At 72.0% G+C, this 16,328-nt stretch carries 13 protein-coding genes and 2 pseudogenes; 6 read left to right on the forward strand and 9 right to left on the reverse strand.

Annotation, left to right across the window (positions count from 1 at the left end; translation table 11 throughout):
• Positions 1–3: 3 nt before the first annotated feature.
• The 4 genes from ACLHRZ_RS08860 to ACLHRZ_RS08875 form a co-directional block, all read right to left on the reverse strand.
• Positions 4–558 (reverse strand): MauE/DoxX family redox-associated membrane protein, encoded by a 555-nt coding sequence (locus ACLHRZ_RS08860; RefSeq protein WP_490417740.1) that lies wholly within the window; start codon positions 556–558, stop codon positions 4–6.
• 175 nt (positions 559–733) lie between these two features.
• A complete protein-coding gene (locus ACLHRZ_RS08865; protein WP_390781596.1) occupies positions 734–931 on the reverse strand; it encodes a hypothetical protein in 198 nt (65 codons plus the stop codon).
• A 738-nt stretch (positions 932–1,669) separates the two neighbouring features.
• On the reverse strand, positions 1,670–2,050 hold the full coding sequence (locus ACLHRZ_RS08870) for a rodlin (RefSeq protein ID WP_490417741.1): 381 nt from the start codon (positions 2,048–2,050) through the stop codon (positions 1,670–1,672).
• A gap of 108 nt (positions 2,051–2,158) precedes the next feature.
• Positions 2,159–3,025, reverse strand: a complete 867-nt coding sequence (locus ACLHRZ_RS08875; RefSeq protein ID WP_490417742.1) for an ATP-grasp domain-containing protein — start codon at positions 3,023–3,025, stop codon at positions 2,159–2,161.
• 159 nt (positions 3,026–3,184) lie between these two features.
• On the opposite strand from ACLHRZ_RS08875, the gene ACLHRZ_RS08880 reads away from it, so the two are divergent.
• A complete protein-coding gene (locus tag ACLHRZ_RS08880) occupies positions 3,185–3,985 on the forward strand; it encodes a TolB family protein (RefSeq protein WP_490417743.1) in 801 nt (266 codons plus the stop codon).
• Positions 3,986–4,278: 293 nt separating this feature from the next.
• Here the strand turns inward: ACLHRZ_RS08880 and ACLHRZ_RS08885 are convergent, their stop codons facing one another.
• Together ACLHRZ_RS08885 and ACLHRZ_RS08890 are read right to left on the reverse strand one after the other, a co-directional pair.
• Complete coding sequence (locus ACLHRZ_RS08885) at positions 4,279–5,247, reverse strand: NAD-dependent epimerase/dehydratase family protein (RefSeq protein WP_490417744.1); 969 nt, start codon at positions 5,245–5,247, stop codon at positions 4,279–4,281.
• A gap of 43 nt (positions 5,248–5,290) precedes the next feature.
• Positions 5,291–5,761: a VOC family protein gene (locus tag ACLHRZ_RS08890; RefSeq protein ID WP_490417745.1), complete on the reverse strand. Its 471-nt coding sequence runs from the start codon at positions 5,759–5,761 to the stop codon at positions 5,291–5,293.
• A gap of 216 nt (positions 5,762–5,977) precedes the next feature.
• Here ACLHRZ_RS08890 and ACLHRZ_RS08895 point away from each other — a divergent pair, with 216 nt between their 5' ends.
• The 4 genes and pseudogenes from ACLHRZ_RS08895 to ACLHRZ_RS08910 all read left to right on the forward strand — a co-directional run bounded on the left by ACLHRZ_RS08895 (position 5,978) and on the right by ACLHRZ_RS08910 (position 11,293).
• Positions 5,978–7,087 carry a PP2C family protein-serine/threonine phosphatase gene (locus ACLHRZ_RS08895; RefSeq protein ID WP_490417746.1) on the forward strand — a complete coding sequence of 370 codons (1,110 nt, stop codon included), beginning with the start codon at positions 5,978–5,980 and terminating at the stop codon, positions 7,085–7,087.
• 69 nt (positions 7,088–7,156) lie between these two features.
• Entirely contained in the window at positions 7,157–7,606 is a 450-nt protein-coding gene (locus ACLHRZ_RS08900; protein ID WP_490417747.1) for a VOC family protein, read from the forward strand.
• 77 nt (positions 7,607–7,683) lie between these two features.
• Positions 7,684–8,467, forward strand: a pseudogene (locus ACLHRZ_RS08905) (alpha/beta fold hydrolase).
• A gap of 184 nt (positions 8,468–8,651) precedes the next feature.
• Positions 8,652–11,293 (forward strand): annotated as a pseudogene (locus tag ACLHRZ_RS08910) (SpoIIE family protein phosphatase).
• 19 nt (positions 11,294–11,312) lie between these two features.
• Here ACLHRZ_RS08910 and ACLHRZ_RS08915 read toward each other — a convergent pair.
• From ACLHRZ_RS08915 to ACLHRZ_RS08925, 3 genes are read right to left on the reverse strand one after another with little or no spacing between them, the layout of a single operon-like run.
• Positions 11,313–12,830, reverse strand: a complete 1,518-nt coding sequence (locus ACLHRZ_RS08915) for a hypothetical protein (protein ID WP_490417748.1) — start codon at positions 12,828–12,830, stop codon at positions 11,313–11,315.
• Positions 12,831–12,867: 37 nt separating this feature from the next.
• Positions 12,868–13,641 carry a lytic polysaccharide monooxygenase gene (locus ACLHRZ_RS08920; RefSeq protein WP_490417749.1) on the reverse strand — a complete coding sequence of 258 codons (774 nt, stop codon included), beginning with the start codon at positions 13,639–13,641 and terminating at the stop codon, positions 12,868–12,870.
• Between the two features lie 60 nt (positions 13,642–13,701).
• Positions 13,702–15,111: a fibronectin type III domain-containing protein gene (locus ACLHRZ_RS08925; RefSeq protein ID WP_490417750.1), complete on the reverse strand. Its 1,410-nt coding sequence runs from the start codon at positions 15,109–15,111 to the stop codon at positions 13,702–13,704.
• Positions 15,112–15,367: 256 nt separating this feature from the next.
• On the opposite strand from ACLHRZ_RS08925, the gene ACLHRZ_RS08930 reads away from it, so the two are divergent.
• Positions 15,368–16,327 carry a hypothetical protein gene (locus ACLHRZ_RS08930; RefSeq protein WP_490417751.1) on the forward strand — a complete coding sequence of 320 codons (960 nt, stop codon included), beginning with the start codon at positions 15,368–15,370 and terminating at the stop codon, positions 16,325–16,327.
• The last annotated feature ends 1 nt before the right edge of the window (position 16,328 follow it).

Consider the following 16,328-nt stretch of genomic DNA (forward strand, 5'->3'; position numbering starts at 1 on the left):
CTCCTAGGGGATTCCAGGGGTTCCGGGGATTTCCGGGGATTTCAGGAACAGGTCGAGAATGTCGTCGAGCACGGTCACCAGCCCGCCCAGGAGCAGGCCGGCGGCCGCGGCCACGACCGCGCCGCCGGCCGCGGTCGCGCCTGCTGCGGGCGCGGTCGCCGCGCCGACGGCGGCCAGGGCCGTGAGCGTGAGGTTCCGGGCGACGTGCCGCGGGCCGAGCGGAGCCGCGGACACGCCGAAACACCGGCAGGGCGCGTGCACGCCCTGCCGCAGGGAGAGCGCGATGCCGGCCGCGAACACGGCCAGGAGGCCTCCCGCCAGCGCCAACCCCGCCACGGTGGCGACCCGCACCGGCACCGCGAGCAGGAGCCACACGGCGCACTCGGCCGCCACCACGCACCGCGCCACCGACCGGGTCGAGCGGGAAGGCACCACCTGCATGTCTCGCAACGACGCCGCGAACCGGCCGAATGCGCCTCGCCCCGCCACTTTTCCGGAGAACGAGGCGAGGAACACCGCACCGATCAGACAGCGGATTCCGAGTGCCAGATACTCCATGACGTCTCCTCCGGCTGTCGTCGCAGCGTTCCCGGTCGGGGCGTTTCAACCGGCTATCCGTAAAAAGCCGTTCTCACCCGGCGATGCGGTTCCGTGCCCCGAAGGGGCGCGGCGGGGAACTGCGCGGCCGGCCGAAGACGGCCCGCAGCCGCAGTACCGGATTCCCGCGGAGCGCCTAGCACTGGCAGACGATCGTCGGGCATCCGTTGTCGTTACAGCAGGCCCAACACGGCGCGTTGTAGCCGCACTTGCCGCTGCACTGCCAGCAGGCCGGCCAGTTGCCGCAGGAGAGAATCTCCATGGCCTCGGCATCGATCTCGGGCACGAACAGCCGGAGTACGCGGCTGCCCATCCCGGTGACCTTCCCGAACATTGCCACACTCCTCACTTGATCGGACGCGCGTTTCGTGCTTACGCGGCCCGAGTCTCATGGGGTTGCGGCGGGGCGGACAGTGCTGTTTCCGGCCGGTCGGCGGGCGCCGGCGCGGAGCACCCGGCGTTCACGGGGCAGCCGGAAGCAGCCCTTGCGACAGCCGGCGATCGGAGACGGGCACGACAGGCACAGGAGCCGCGGCACCCCCCGGACCGGCACATTCCCTTGTCGAAGATGAACCGGACACTCCGTCCCGGTTCGCAGCCGGACCACGGGCCGCCGCCGCGCACCCACGATTCTCCGCCATGCGGGACGGCGCCCTCCGCAGCCACGGGAGCACTTTCCGGACGCTGCGCAGCCGGTTCCCGGCTGGACGCACCGGCATCCCTCTGCACCGGCCGGGCAGCGAACAGCCGCATGTCCAGCCTTTGTTCAGGCCAAATTTCCGCCGCAGTGCACCCCGCGGATGCGCGCCGGCGGGGATGTGCGTCGACGCCCGGCCCCGCGTTGCCCGCATGTGTCGTAGTCGTATGCGCCGCCGGTGGGCGCCCGGCGGCCACATGTCCGGACTCCGGACGGGCTCTGCCGTACGCCGACGGCTGTCCGCCTCCCGCTGCACCCGGCGGCCGGTACCGCTGGCTGCAGCAGGGTGACTTCGCGTTCTGCCCGCCGGCCCCGCCGACCGGAACACCGGCCCCCGCGGTCCACGAAGGCCGGTTCCGGCCGTTGGCGACGAACTCAGCCGTTGCCGGCGCCGTTTCCGGACACCACCGGGATCCCGTCCAGCAGGTGCGACAGCGCGTCGTCGCCGTCCTGGATGGTGGAGTTCTGGGTGCACTGCGACTGCTGCTGCGAGGTGAGCACAGGAACGTCCTGGATCCCGATGTTGAGGAGCAACAGGACCGACTGGACACCGAGTCCGCTGATGCCGATGCACGGATCGTTGAGCGTGCCCTGCAGGGCAGTCAACGTGGGGCTTTCCTCGCCCCCGGTCTTCGTGCCGCCGTATGCGCTCTTCGCGTCGTGTCCCGAGGTGCTGTCCGATGCCACGGCGGGCGCGGCCACGACACCGGCGGCCGAGGCCGTCAGGGCGGCCGTCGCGAGTACCTTCCTGAGCACGTTCTTGCCTTTCGCCTGCGAGGGATGTCCTCCGAGGGGAGGTCACCTGGGTAACCGATCTCAGGCGGGGAAGTTCCGAACGCTCACTCGTTCGCCGCAGACGCCCGTTCAACCGGCCGCGGCCAGGGCCCGTAGCAGGGGCTCCATGTCGGCTCCCGCCGGCCAGTCGCTCACCTGCCCGTCCCCGACCTCGACGACCCGCCACGCACCGTCCTCGCGCTGCGCGAGGTCCGTCGTGACGAACCGGCAGTCCAGGGCGGCGACCAGGGGTGCCACGTCCGCCTGTTCCGGCTCGGGCAGCCGGCCCGGGGTGTCGGGGTGGGCCGTGGTGGCGACGGGGACGCCGTCCACCCACCACACCCGCGCCTCGCCGGAGTCCGCGAAGCGCTCGAAGGCACGCAGCACGACGCCGCCCGCCAGGAACGCGTCCTGCAGCTCGACGAACCGGGCGACCACCGCCGCGAGTCGGCCGGTGTCCGCGAGGTCGGGGACGTAACAGGCCTCGTCCCACTCGTGCTTCCGCGACTTCACGAAGTCCTTCACGATGCCGGGACCGGGACCGAGCACCGCAGCACACTCGGCCAGCTCCGCTGCGGCGGGCACCCGGCCGGGGGCCGTCGCACACCACGCGCTGCGCGGCGTGACCTCGGTGAACGTGCCGTACCAGCAGGGCAGTTCATGGGCCCGGCGGTACTGCTCGACGGACGTGAGCAGCGTGACCCCACGGCCGGCGAGCGCCGCACCGAGATCGCCCCACCGCCCGGCGGGCACCATCCAGCCCCGGTACCACGCCGCGCCGGCATCGCGCGGTATCCCTGCGATCGCACCGCGCACGTCCCCGGCGAGGAGCGCATCGTGGTCGAGGAGCCCCACCCGCAGCCCCAGCCCGCGGGCGGCCTGCGCCTCGTCGGCGAAGTGCGGGTCGACGCGGCGGGACGCGAGGGGGTCGCTGCAGAAGATGATCAGGGGCGGCATGGCGGCACTTTAATCGAATCAATCGAACGAGAACGTGGCCCCTCCCACTCCCTCAACGGCCGTATCCGTGGCCGGAGGCGCTCCGTCCCTGTTGACTGCCCGTGCCCCGCGGGATTGGCTGCCCCGGTTCGTACCGAAGCGGCATCGTGGAGGGAAGACATGCGCCTCAGACGAATTGCTGTACTCGCCGCCGCATTAGGGGCCTGTGCGACGGCCCTACCCGCCGCCGCGGCGGACGCCCCGGCACAGCACCACCACCCGCGCATCGAGCGCGTGAGCATCGCCTCCGACGGCAGCCGGGCGAACGAGCTGTCCGACTCTCCGGTGATCAGTGCCGACGGCAGCAGAATCGGCTTCGACTCACTGGCCGACAACCTGGGGGCGGCAAGGCTCCACTCCTGGCCCGAGGCCAGCTTCTACGTCCACGACGTACGCACCGGACGCACCGTGCCGGCGGCCCGGACCCGGGACGGCAAGGCGGCCGACACCGTGCTCAATTCGAGCCTCACCCCCGACGGGCGGTACGCCGCCTTCTCCTCCGGGACGCCCGGCATCGCGCCGGGCCGCGACCATGGCACCTACACCTGGGACTGCTACGTCACGGACCTGCGCACGGGTTCCACCCGGCGGGTCAACCTCGCCCGGGACGGCTCCCCGACCGACGGCGACTGCAACGACCCGGTCATGAGCCCGGACGGCCGCCGGGTGTTCTTCACCTCGGTCCCGGGCAGCATGGTTCCGGGCTCCCCCGGCCGGCGGGGCATCTACATGCGGGATCTGCGCACCGGCGTCATCGAGCGGCTCGACGTCTCCGCCGAGGGAGCCGAGGGCGACGCCGGCTCGGGCAGCATCTCGGTCGACCGGTCCGGTCACCGCGTGGTCTTCGACAGCTGGGCGCACAACCTCGTCCCCGGCGATACCAACGAGGCCGGCGACGTCTTCCTGCGCCGCCTGCCCTGACGGGCAAGGGGCCGGACAACCCTCCGGGTGGCTGGCCCCTCCTGCCTCTGACGCCTCAGCGGCGTGCGATGCCGTCCCGGCGTGCCGCCTCCGCAACGGCGGCTGCCAGATCACTAAGCGCTCCGCGGGAAGTGCAGTGCGTCAACTGCGGGCTCGTCGTGGCTGTTCGCGCAGTTCCCCGCGCCCCTTTGGGGCGCGATCACACACTGCACTTCACCAAGCCCGCTTAGTTCCGGGGCCGGGGTCGACGTGCCGACTGTCCGGCAAATCGTCCGCCGCCCACCCGACGCTCCCTAAACCGGGCGGCGCCCGTCGGCACGCGCGAGCAACGCCCGCTCCTCCTCCGGGGAGAACCCCCGTTGCAAGGGCGGCTCACCGCGCCCGCGGTCCCAGGCCAGGACGTCGGCCGCCGTCACCTCCAGCGGGGTGGCGGGCATTCCGGCCGCCCTGGCGCGTGCCGGGCTGCGCTGCTGCGACGGCCAGTGCGGGCGCACGAGGGGGAACATGGGCGGCACGCCGCCGGCCGACACCTGCACGACCTCCACCTCGGTGCCCGCCACCCGCGCGCACGTCTCGATCAGCCCGCCGAGCGTGACCGGCTCGGCCGGGCCCACCGCGTGGAACGCGCCCGGCCGGTCGTCGGCGAGCAACTGCACCACCAGGCGGGCCACATCGCGCGAGTCGACGACCTGCACCGGCTGCTCGGGGTCGGCGGGCAACGCCACGCGTCCCCCGCGCGCGGCCCGGCGCACCCAGTACGTGAACGTGTCCGTCGGGTCGTACGGGCCGGCCACCTTTCCCGGCCGCACGATCGTCGCCCGCGAGCCGTGGCGGGCCAGGACGGCGTCCTCGCAGGCCACCTTGAGGCGGCCATAGGTGTCGTTGTCGAGCACCTCGGCGTCCTGCAGGGGTTCACGCCGCGGGGTGTCCTCAGTCGAGCCGGGGGCGAGCCCTGCGCTCTCGTACACCGCGTGGCTGGAGATGAACAGGTACCGGCCGACGCGGTCGCCCAGCGCGTCCATCGCCTGCCGGACGTCCCGCGGACGGAAGCCGCTGACGTCCACGACGGCGTCCCAACTGCCCTCGCGCAGGGCGGCGTAGTCGCCGGTGTCCCGGTCGCCGATGAACCGGGGCAGCCCGGGGAACAGGTCGGTCCCGGTCCTGCCGCGGTGGAACAGGCTCACCTCGACCCCGGTACGCAGGGCGTCCTCCACGATGGCACGGCCCACGAACGAGGTGCCGCCAAGCACGAGTATCCTCATGGCCGTTGACCCTACTCGCGCGTCCCTCGCGACCGCGTCCGGCTCACTGCTTGCAGGCGTCCTCGAGCCCCTGGATGTCGATCTTCTTCATCCCGAGCATGGCCTTCATGACCCGGTCCGCCCTGTCCGGGTCGGGGTCGCCGAGCAGCTCCATGAGCCTGCGCGGGACGATCTGCCACGACAGGCCGAACTTGTCCTTCAGCCAACCGCACGGCCCCTCTTCACCGCCGTCGGAGAGCTTCGCCCACAGTTCGTCGACCTCCTGCTGCGTGGTGCAGTCGACCGACAACGAGACGGCCTCGTTGAACGTGAACTGGGGACCGCCGTTCAGGGCGATGAAGCGCTGTCCGGCGAGCTCGAAGAGGATCGTCATGACCGCGCCCGGCCGGCCCGGTCCCGCCTCTCCGTAGTGCCGCACGTCCACGATGCGGGAGTCGCCGAAGCAGGACATGTAGTGCTCCACCGCCTCCTCCGCCCGGTCGTCGAACCACAGGAACGTCGTGATCTTCTGCATGGCGTCTCCTCATGCTGCTCCGTCAAGCCTCAGTAGAGGGGATATCCGGCCCGACGGCCACCGTGCCGGACGGTCTGTGACATGCCGCTGACGGCCTAATGGCCGGTGCGGGCCGCCCGGCCGCGGCACGCTGTGGGCCCTGAGCTGCGAGTCCGCTGGGGGCATTGGGTGAACCGGCAACACCGGGGCGGCGCCACGGCCGGGGAGCACCGCGCGGTGAGACTGAGCGACTCCGTCCTCGAGGAGCCCACCACGCCGGGCTGGATGCGCTGGATGCCCGCCGCCTACGTCGCGTTCGTCCTGCTGCTCGAACCGCTCACCCCCGTGGAATGGCCGGTGAGCTTCCTGCTCATCGCGCTGCCCGTGGTGGCGGCCTACTCCTACGGGCCCGTCGCCGTTGCCGCCATCACCGTCTTCGCCGCCGCGCTGGAGGGCGTCCTGGCCGGCACCCTGTGCTGCGCGGGGCGCCCGGCGCACTTCGCGTTCGAGCGCCACTATGTGGGCGCGTACGTCTCCACCGGCCTGGTCGGCGTCCTCGGCACCGCCCTGGCCGCCCACCGGCGGCATCAGCAGGCCCGGCTGGTGCACTCCCACTCGGTCGCCGAGGCGCTGATGCGCACGCTGCTGCGCCCCGTGCCGCAGCGGGTGGGGCGGGTGCTGGCGGCCGGCCTCTACCGCCCCGCGGAGGCGCTGGTCGGCGGCGACCTCTTCGACATCCGCGCCACCGAGGCCGGGGAGCGCGCCGTCATCGGCGACGTGCGCGGCAAGGGCCTGCAGGCCGTACGGACCGTCGCCGACCTGCTCGGCTGCTTCCGGCAGGCCGCCCACGAACCCGGCGGGCTGCTGGCGGTCGCCACCAGCATGCAGCGGTGCATCGCCCGCGAGGCCGCCGAGATCCCCGACGACGAACTGTTCGTCACCGCGGCCCTGGTCGAGTACGACCATCTCGCGCGCCGGGTGACGATCGTCAACTGCGGGCACATCGAGCCGGTTCTGATCTCCGGCGGCGAGGTCCGCGTCCTGAGCGGGCCGCCCTCCCTCCCACTGGGGCTGGCGGCGCTCTCGTCCGAGCGTCCCGTCGCCTACACCCATCCCGTCGCCCACGGCGACGTCCTGCTGCTGTGCACCGACGGGCTGATCGAGGCCCGCGATCCGGACGGCGCCTTCTATCCGCTGCTGGACCGGCTCGACGCCCGCTTCGCCGGGCGGCCGGCGCCCGGGCCCGTCGAGGTCGTCGACTTCCTCGACGCCGACCTCCCGCGGCACACGCTCGTCTTCCAGGACGACGTGGCCATCCTGGTCATCGCCCCGGACGCACTGTCATAGGCCTGCGCGATGATCCCCTCATCGAGGGGCCCGCGCACCGGACGGTCCCCCTGGACGCCGGAGGACCCCATGGCCGTGCACTGGAAACTCGTCGTCGACTGCGCCGACCCCCTGCGTCTGACCGCCTTCTGGGCCGAGGCCCTCGGCTACGAGGTGGAGGACCACAGCGTGCTCATCGAGCGGCTGCTCGGCACGGGCACGATCGGCGACGACCTGCTGACCGTGGTCGACGGCCGCAAGGCCTGGATCCATGCCGCCGCGGTGCGCCACCCGGAGGAACCGGTCGACGCATCGACCGGCATCGGCCTCGGCCGCCGCATCCTGTTCCAGACCGTCCCCGAGTCCAAGCCGGGCAAGAACCGCCTCCACATGGACCTGCATGTGGGCCCTGAGAAGCGGGAGGGCGAGGTGAAGCGGCTGGAACGGCTCGGTGCCCGCGTGCTGCAGGTCGTCGACGATCCGGCGGGCAGCCACGTGACCATGGCGGACCCGGAGGGCAACGAGTTCTGTGTGCAGTAGCCTCACCGGCGGCTCGTCTCGATCTTGAATGCCGGCACCAGCATGACCATCAGCACCGTCACAGGGGGAATCACCACATGCACCACGCCACCGTGACGCCCGGAGGCGACCGGATCCGCTGGGTCGAACTGCCCGGCGAGGAACCGTCCCGCGTCTACCTCCACGGGCTCGGCTCGACCTCGCCCGCCTACTTCACCGAGGTCGCCGTCCATCCGCTCCTGGCCGGCCGCCGGTCCCTGCTCGTCGACCTGCTCGGACACGGCATCAGCGACCGGCCCACGGACTTCTCCTACACCCTGGAGTCGCACGCCGACGCCCTCGCCGAGGCGCTGGGCGCCGCCGGGGTGGCCGGTGCCGAGCTGATCGCGCACAGCATGGGCGGCTCGGTGGCCGTCGTCCTGGCCGCGCGGCACCCGCAGTCGGTCTCGCGGCTGGTGCTCGTCGACGCCAACCTCGACCCGCTGCCCCGCACGCCGGGCGCCGGGCGCCGGCGGCAGCAGCGGCATCGCGGCGTACTCCGAGCGGGAGTTCGTGGAGCGGGGCTGGCAGGAGGTCCGCGACCGGGTCGGGCCGCACTGGTGGTCCACGATGCGGCTGGCCGGACGGGAGGCGCTGTACCGCAGCGCGGCCCACCTCGTCAGGGGCACCGTTCCCACGATGCGTGAACTCCTGCTGGGCCTGGAGGTTCCCCGCACCTTCCTGTTCCCCGAGGCCGACGGGCCGCTTCCCGGCGCCGATGCGCTGGCCGCCGCCGGGGTGACGCTGATACCGGTCCCGGACTGCGGGCACAACATCATGCTCGACAACCCTGAGGCCTTCGTCCACGCCACCGCGCAGGCGCTCGGCGGCGGCTGCGGATAGCCGGCGCTGCGGCAGCCGGGGGAATCGGCGTGGTGTGCGGCGGTGTTCGCACAAGGTGCGCGGTACACAGGTGGCCATGTCCCGATTCCCCCGCCGCTCCCGGCGCGATCTGCCGGACCCGGATCCCCGGAGTTCCCGGAGTTCCCGGAGTTCCCGCAGGACGGGGAAGCGGCGTCCGGACCCGATGGCCTGGCTGCGCAGCGTCGCCGGACAGATGTTCGTGCTGCAGTTCCTGATCGCCCTGCTGCTCATCGCGGCCGTGGCGACCACGCTGCTGTTCAAGGAGCGGGCGGACAGGATCCAGGCGGCACGCGAGCACACCACCGCCACGGCCCAGGCCTTCGCCCACGGCCCCGGTCTGGTGGACGCCCTGCACGGGCCCGACCCCACAGCGGTGCTCCAACCGTTGACCGAGGCCATCCGTACACGGGCCGCGGTCGATTTCGTCACCGTGATGAACCGCGACGGCATCCGCTACACGAGCCGGAAGACCGAGCTGATCGGGAAGAGGTTCCACGGTGAACTCGGCCCGCCGCTGCAGGGGCGTGCCACCACCGAGATCGACACCTCCCCGCTGGGCCAGGAAGTGCAGGCCATCGTCCCGGTGACGGATGCGGGCGGCGCCGTCGTCGGCCTGGTGGCATCAGGGGTGACGGTCCGGCATGTGAGCAGTACCGTCCTGCAGGACGTGCCGATCATGCTGGGCGCCGGGGCGGTGGCGCTGGCCCTGTCGACGATGGGGACGGCCTGGGTGAGCAGGCGGCTGCGGCGGCAGACCCACGGCCTCGGCCCGGCCGAGATGACGCGCATGTACGAGCACCACGACGCCGTGCTCCACTCGGTCCGCGAAGGCGTGATCATCGTCGACGGCGACGGCCGGGTCCGGATGGCCAACGACGAAGCCCGCCGGCTGCTCGGCCTGCCGCGCAAGGTGGAAGGTCTGCTGGTCGGCGACCTCGGTCTCTCGCCCCGGCTGTCCTGTCTCCTGCGCTTCCGCCAGACGACGAGCGACGAGGTGGTACAGGTCGGAGGCCGGTGGTCAACAGCCGGCGGACGGACCGCGCCGGCGGCCCTCCCGGCGGCGTGGCGACACTGCGGGATTCTACGGAACTGCACGTGCTCTCCGAGCGGGTCGAACTCGCCCAGCAGCGGCTGCGCTTGCTCTACGAGGCGAGCACCGGCATCGGCACCACGCTGGACGTCCGCCGCACCGCCCAGGAACTGGCCGATGTGGCCCGCCGGTTCGCCGACTGCGCCACCGTCGACCTCGCCGAACCCGTGCTGAGCGGCGACGAGCCACAGCCCGGCACGCAGGAAGCGGAAGGCACGGCGCCGGAACTGCTGCGGGTGGCGGCCAGTTGCCAGGAGCACGGCCGGCCCCTGGACCGGCTGGACGAACTCCACGTCTGCCCCGCCACCACGCCGACGGCCGAGAGCTTCGCCACCGGACGCTCCGTCCTGGTCGCGGACGTACGGGCCGGCTCCCACACGCTGTCCTCCGACGCATCGGTGACCCGGCGCGTCCTCGATCACGGATTCCATTCGGTCATCACCGTTCCGCTGGCCGCGCGCGGGGTCCTGATGGGCGTGGCCACCTTCTGGCGCACCGGGGACAGTGCCCCGCTCGACGAGGACGACCTGTCCCTGGCGGAGGAGTTGTCGGCGCGTGCCGCGGTCTGCATCGACAACGCCCGCCGCTTCACCCGCGAGCACGCCATGGCCGTCGCCCTGCAGCGCAGCCTGCTGCCGCGCGGCATGCCCGATCAGCGTGCACTGGAGGTCGCCCACCGTTACCTTCCTGCTCCCGGTGGGGTGAGCGGGGACTGGTTCGACGTCATCCCGCTGTCCGGGGCGCGCGTCGCGCTGGTCGTCGGCGACGTCGTCGGGCACGGCCTGCACGCCGCCGCCACCATGGGACGGCTGCGCACCGCCGTGCAGAACTTCGCCACCCTCGACATGCCTCCCGACGAACTCCTCGGTCACCTTGACGAGTTGGCCGCGCGCATCGACCAGGAGGCCGCGGCCGCCGACGGGCAGCCGAAGGTCGCCGGTGCCACCTGTCTCTACGCCGTCTACGACTCCACCACCGGCACCTGCGCCGTCGCCACGGCCGGCCATCCGGCGCCCGTCCTCGTCCGGCCCGACGGCACCGCGGAGTTCCCCGGCCTGACCACGGGCCCGCCGCTGGGCGTGGGCGGCATCCCCTTCGAGGCCACCGAGCTGTCCGTGCCCGAGGGCAGCAGCCTCGTCCTGTACACCGACGGCCTCCTCAAGCATCCCGCCCACGACATCGACGCCCGGATCGCCCTCCTGCGCACCACGCTGACCGGCCCCGGCCGCGCTCCCGAGGACACCTGCACCGCCGTGCTCGACGCCCTGGTGCCCGACCGGCAGGACGACGACATCGCTCTGCTCGTCGCCCGCACCCGCACCCTCCCTGCCGACCGCATCGCCCAGTGGGACGTGCCGCCGGACCTCGCCGCCGTCGCCGACTCCCGCAACCGGGCCCTGCAGAAGCTGCGCGAATGGTCCCTGGACGAGCTGGAGTTCACCACCGAACTCGTCCTCAGCGAACTGGTCACCAACGCCATCCGCTACGCGAGCGCCCCCATCCACGTACGCCTGCTGTACGGCAGCCGCCTCACCTGCGAGGTCCACGACGCCAGCAGCACCTCGCCGCATCTGCGGTACGCGGCCATGGAGGACGAGGGCGGCCGCGGCCTCTTCCTCGTCGCCCAGCTCACCGCACACTGGGGGACGCGCTACACACCGACCGGCAAGATCATCTGGGCGGAGCAGGAGGTCCCGGGGCCGGTCTCCGGCTGACAGGCCGGAGACCGGCGCGTCAGCCGAGCCGGCCGCGGACGCGGGCGTTGATCTCGGCGGCGAGGGCGAGGACGCGGCGGCGCAGCTCCTCCTTGTCGGTGATGCCGAGGGCGTACTCGTAGGCGTAGGTCGCCGTGGCCGACTTGTCGGCCACGGGCATGCCGTCGAAGCGGTCCTTGTTCTTGCGCATGCGCAGCAGCACGTAGTCGTCGTGGCCCAGTTCGGACAGCTGCTCCAGCAGGACGAGGTCCTCGTCGCGGAGGGTGGCGCCGGTGGCGGCGACCGCCCGTTGTGCGGCGTCGACCAGCCGCATCAAGTACTTGGCGCTCTGGTAGAAGGCCTCCCCGGATTCCGGGTGGTGCAGGAGGTCCTTGAGGAAGTCGCCCAACTGCTCGTTGAAGGACTGGAGATACTGCGCCGCCGAGACGCTGATGCCGGAGCCCGCCTGGCCGCCGACGACGTGGCGGACGGCTCCCTCCGAGTGGTAGGCCTCCATCGCGTGGCAGAGGGAGTAGCTCGTCTGTTGCTTGGCGAGCACGGCGAGCGCGTCGGTGGGGGCGAGCGCGTGGGCGGCCTGGGTGGCGCGTACCTGCCGGGCCGTGCGGACGTAGAGCTTGTTGCGGGCCCTGACGACCGCGTCGGGCTGGTGGTGCTCGTGGAAGTCGATCAGCTGCCGGCCGGTGAGGCCGTGCGGCGTTCCGCCGGTTTCCTCGGCGAGCTGGGCTGCGAGGTCGGTGACGGCACGGGTGTGCACGCTGTCGGCCATCCGGTAGCGGGTGACGACCGCGGCGCGCTGTGCGGGCGCGGTGCGTCGGACGAGGTCGGTGGCGTACGCGTCCCACTCCTCCTGGCTCATGTACGTGCGCTGCTTGGTGAGCGCGGCCACGTCCTGGTCGAACTCCGCCTCGCCGAGGCCCGGTTCGGCGAGCGGCTGGGCGATAGGGGTGTCCGTCCCCTCCGGGTCGATGCGGGGCTTTCCCGCGGGCTGCCACGCGCCCGTGGCCGCGTCACGGTTCCAGGGGCGAGGGTGGTGGGACGGACCCCACCAGGGCGCGGCCGGGCCGCGTGTATCGACCGGCGGGAGGGCGAAGTTGCTGCGCTCCGGCATGAAGTCCTTGACGTAGAGGTTGGTGTCGAAGACGGTCGCGGACTCCTTCCCCCACTCCCGGCGGAAGGTGTCGTTGAACCACTCGACCGCGTCCACGTCGCCCGGGCCGCTGACGGTGATGTCGTAGTCGGAGGTGAGGGTCACGCTGCCGACCGACCGGATGCGCAGGCCCGGGAACCTGAAGCGCAGTTCCAGGAGTTTGGCGTCGACGTACCACTTGCGGAAGCGGACCAGGCTCCACATGGTCTCCTTGCCCGCCGGGCTGCCGGAGTAGCGGTGCTTGGCCTCCGCCCAGTCGTCCCCGGCCTCCGCCAGGTGCCGGCGCGCTGCCACGGTGGGGTCGTCGGCGGCGGGCGTGCCGGGCCGGGGACGAGGGGCCGGGGGTCGCTGTTGCGTGCGGGTCGTGCTGGTGGGCATGGCGTCGAACACGCAGAGCTCCTGTTCCTGTTCAGACGGTTCAGAGGGTTCAGAGGGTGACGTCCAAGGTGGCGTAGAAGGACTCGTCGCTGTTGTTGGAGCCGAAGATTTCTTCTTCGAGCCGGTGGTTGGGTGAGGCGTCGTGGCCGGCGGGCAGTTGGCGCTGCCAGATGGCGTAGATGACGTGGCGGCCCTTCTTGCCCTCGGGCAGGCGGGTGGAATGCCGGTAGGTGGCGCTCATGCCGGCGGTGCCGCCGGAGGTGGTGCGCCCGGCGTGGGTGTAGCCGACGAGGAAGGGGGTGGGTTCGAGGTCGGACCACTTGAGCGGCTTGGAGGTGTCCGTGCCGTCCTTGGTGATGTAGTAGGAGATGTGCCCGGTGTGGGAGGCGGTGGCCTGCCACACGAACTCGAAGTCGCCGCCGTTCTTGCGGATGGCGGACAGGTCGGTGACCTTCCAGTCGCCGCGGCCCAGGTCCATTCCTTCGAAGCCCTTGACGTTGGCGCTGGCCAGCTTCCCGTCCGGGATCATGCTGCGGTGCTTTCCCGCGACGTTGCCCTGGGCGAGCTGCTGCCATGTGCCGTACGCGGTCAGGTCCTTGCTGGCACGGGCGGCGGCGCGGCAGGCCGGGTCGCTGATGGAGTCGGGGTTCCAGATGCTGCCGCCCGCACCGCTGACGCAGTACCAGTTGCGGGACATCGGGCCCTGGTTGGAGCCGTGGGCGGTGGCCTGCGGTGCGCCGGGGCCGAGGACGAGTGCGGGGACGGTGCACAGGGCGGCGAGGACGGCCGCGGTGCGGCGGGGGTTCAGGTGAGGGATGCGCATGGGTCGGGCTCGTGTTCCTTCACGGGTGGGGCCGGTGGGCGGGCCGGGGGCGGGTCGGGGTCAGGACGGGTTCTTCTTGGTGGTCACGGACTTCTCGGCCGAGAACTCGCCCCAGCTGCCGTTCTTGAGCTGGGCCCGCACCTTCACCTTGTGGGTCGCGCCGGGCTCCCCGCCGAGCGTGATCTCCGCGAGCGCCTTGCCGCCCTTGGCGGGGCCCGGCGGCACTCCGGTGGCGGTGGCCGGGTCGTAGTAGCTCACGGTCGTGCTGAACTTGCCGTCCACGTACACCTCGTAGCGCAGGATGTCGCCCTGGCCCTTGGGGACGTCCCAGGTCAGCCCGAGGTAGTGCACGACGGCCGGGCCGTCCTCGACCGCCCAGGTCTTCGCCTCCAGGTTCGCCGGGGCGCTGCCGCCGGGGGCCGGCTCGTCGGCGGGGCCGGTGGTGACCGTGGCTTCGTTGCTGGCGGGCGAGAGGTTGCCCTTGGCGTCGAAGGCCTTGACGGTGAAGGCGTAGGCCGTCGACGCCTTCAGCCCCGCGATGTCCGCCTCCAGCATGTCCGGACCGGTGGTACGCACCGGCTCCGCAACGCCCTTCCGGTAGATGCGGTATCCGGCGACGGGGGACGCCGTGCCCGTGGCCTTCTTCCACGTCAGCCGGGCGGTGGTGGCCCCGGTGGCCTTGGCCTCCAGCGCGGTGGGAGCGGTGGGCGGCCGGGTGTCCCCGCCGGTGTCCGCCGGGGTGGTGACCGTGATGCGGTTGCTCGGCACGGAGACATTGCCGGCCGCATCGACGGCCCTGACCGTCAACTCGTAGCGCTGCTCGGGACGGATGCCGGCGTTCTGCGCGGTCAGCACGGCGTCGGTGACGTCGCCGCTGGTGGCGAATATCTTCTTGTCCTTGTCGAACACCTCGTAGAAGACGACCTTCCGGTCGTCCTTGGCAGGTCCCCACTTCAGCGCGATGGTGCCGTCCTTCTCGGCCTTGCCGGTGAGGTTGCCGGGTGCCGTCGGGGCCTCGGTGTCGGGCTTGTCGTCCTTGCCGCCGCAGGAGAACGGCTCGCCGTTGAGCTTGCAGCCGCTGATCTCCGGGACGGCCTTGCCGTCGCCCTGGATGCCCAGGTCGATGCGCTGACGCGCCCCGGCGGCGACGGCGCCGTGCTCGGTCGGTCTGAGGACCACATGGCGGTCCCGCTGTTCGGCGGAGGTGGTCCAGGAGGAGTTCATCTGGACCGTGCCCGCCGACACCTCGAACTCGAGGGTCCAGTCCTTCTGGGCGGACGAGGTGCCGTTCTTCAGGGCGAAGGCGGCGTTGGACCACCAGGTGGTCGCCTGGCCCATGTCGAGCTCGGCCTGGAACGTGTCCTCCCCCGCGGTCGCGAGTGAGGCCAACGGCAGCAGAGCACCTGCCGCGGCGGCAGCCGCGGCGCAGATCAGGACCTTCCGCCGAGTCCGGCGCTTGTGGAGGGGCATGGGCAGTCCTTCTTCGGGAACGCGGGCGGCACGGGAGAGTTCACGGGCAAGTTATCCACCGCGCAGGCCTGTCGGCGTCCGCAGAAAGTCGCCGGACCACCATCGATAGCTGACAGTTGACGGACCGTTTGATCAACCTTCGGCGGACCGCCGTCACCGTTGTGCACGTGTGATCCGCGATTCCCTTCCCTACGGTCGGACACCGCGTGCCCCTTTCGAGGGCGCCCCCTGCCCCTCTTCCACCGACCGAGGATCCATGAGGCTGCTGCTCTCCGCCGTCCCGTACGCCGTGGTCTTCACGGCCGCCGTGCTCCTCGCCGGCGTGTGCGTACCACGCCTGAAGGGCTTCTTCACCGGCCTCGTGCGCGGAACGGGAGGGCCCGGTGCGCGAGTCGGGACGGGCGGTGCGGCGCTGGTTCTCGCCCTGAGCTCACTCTGGGCGGCCCGGTCCCCCTACCCCGATGAAACAGGACTGCTCGTCCCGGCCGTCGCCGCCGTCCAGTTGGCCGCATCGGCCCACGGGCTGGGGGCCGTGCTGCTGGCCTGCCTACGGCCCCGGGGTACCGCTCCAGTGCGTGGGGCCCTGGCCGCCCTGGCCGTCGCGGCGGCCTGTGCCGGCGGACTGGCGGTGGGCGAGGCGGGGTCGGCATGGGCCCTGTGGCACACCGGCTACGGCGCGGCCTCGGTGGCGAGGGTGGCGGCGCTCGCCTCGGCCGCAGTGCTGGGAGCCGCACTGTGGCGCCGCGCTCGCGGGGGACGGCACCAGGTGCTCACCGCCGCCGTACTGCTGTCGGTGACCGTGGCCGCCTGCACGTCGGGATACCTCGCCGCGACACCCGCGACACCGCGGGAGCTGCGCACGGCTCCGGTGACCGGCACGCTGGGCTACGATCCGGCCGCCGGGTCACTGTGCGGCCTGCACGGCAAGGGCGTTCTCAGCGTCACCCTCGACCGCGCCGACTCCGGCGGATCCCCGGTCCGCGCGGTGGCCACCGACCGCTCCGGAACCGTACGGGACCTGCAGGCCGTGGGCCTGACCTTCACTCACGTCGCGAACGGCCGCACGGTGACAGCCGAACTGCGCGCTCTGGAAGGCGGAATCTGGGCTGCCGAGAACGTGGCCCTGGGCCGGCCGGGGCAGTGGCGGGTGACGGGCGCGGTGGGGATGTCCTGGGTACGGATCCCGGCAGGGCCAGGCACGGTGACCGTGTACTGAA

The sequence above is a fragment of the Streptomyces sp. AM25 genome (assembly GCF_058146165.1).

Bases quoted from the DNA above. Each gene is read 5' to 3' on its own strand.
- ACLHRZ_RS08925 (WP_490417750.1), bottom strand. From the start codon at position 15,111: ATGCCCCTCCACAAGCGCCGGACTCGGCGGAAGGTCCTGATCTGCGCC.
- ACLHRZ_RS08885 (WP_490417744.1), bottom strand. From the start codon at position 5,247: ATGAGGATACTCGTGCTTGGCGGCACCTCGTTCGTGGGCCGTGCCATC.
- ACLHRZ_RS08875 (WP_490417742.1), bottom strand. From the start codon at position 3,025: ATGCCGCCCCTGATCATCTTCTGCAGCGACCCCCTCGCGTCCCGCCGC.
- ACLHRZ_RS08860 (WP_490417740.1), bottom strand. From the start codon at position 558: ATGGAGTATCTGGCACTCGGAATCCGCTGTCTGATCGGTGCGGTGTTC.
- ACLHRZ_RS08865 (WP_390781596.1), bottom strand. From the start codon at position 931: ATGTTCGGGAAGGTCACCGGGATGGGCAGCCGCGTACTCCGGCTGTTC.
- ACLHRZ_RS08880 (WP_490417743.1), top strand. From the start codon at position 3,185: ATGCGCCTCAGACGAATTGCTGTACTCGCCGCCGCATTAGGGGCCTGT.
- ACLHRZ_RS08930 (WP_490417751.1), top strand. From the start codon at position 15,368: ATGAGGCTGCTGCTCTCCGCCGTCCCGTACGCCGTGGTCTTCACGGCC.
- ACLHRZ_RS08890 (WP_490417745.1), bottom strand. From the start codon at position 5,761: ATGCAGAAGATCACGACGTTCCTGTGGTTCGACGACCGGGCGGAGGAG.
- ACLHRZ_RS08920 (WP_490417749.1), bottom strand. From the start codon at position 13,641: ATGCGCATCCCTCACCTGAACCCCCGCCGCACCGCGGCCGTCCTCGCC.
- ACLHRZ_RS08900 (WP_490417747.1), top strand. From the start codon at position 7,157: ATGGCCGTGCACTGGAAACTCGTCGTCGACTGCGCCGACCCCCTGCGT.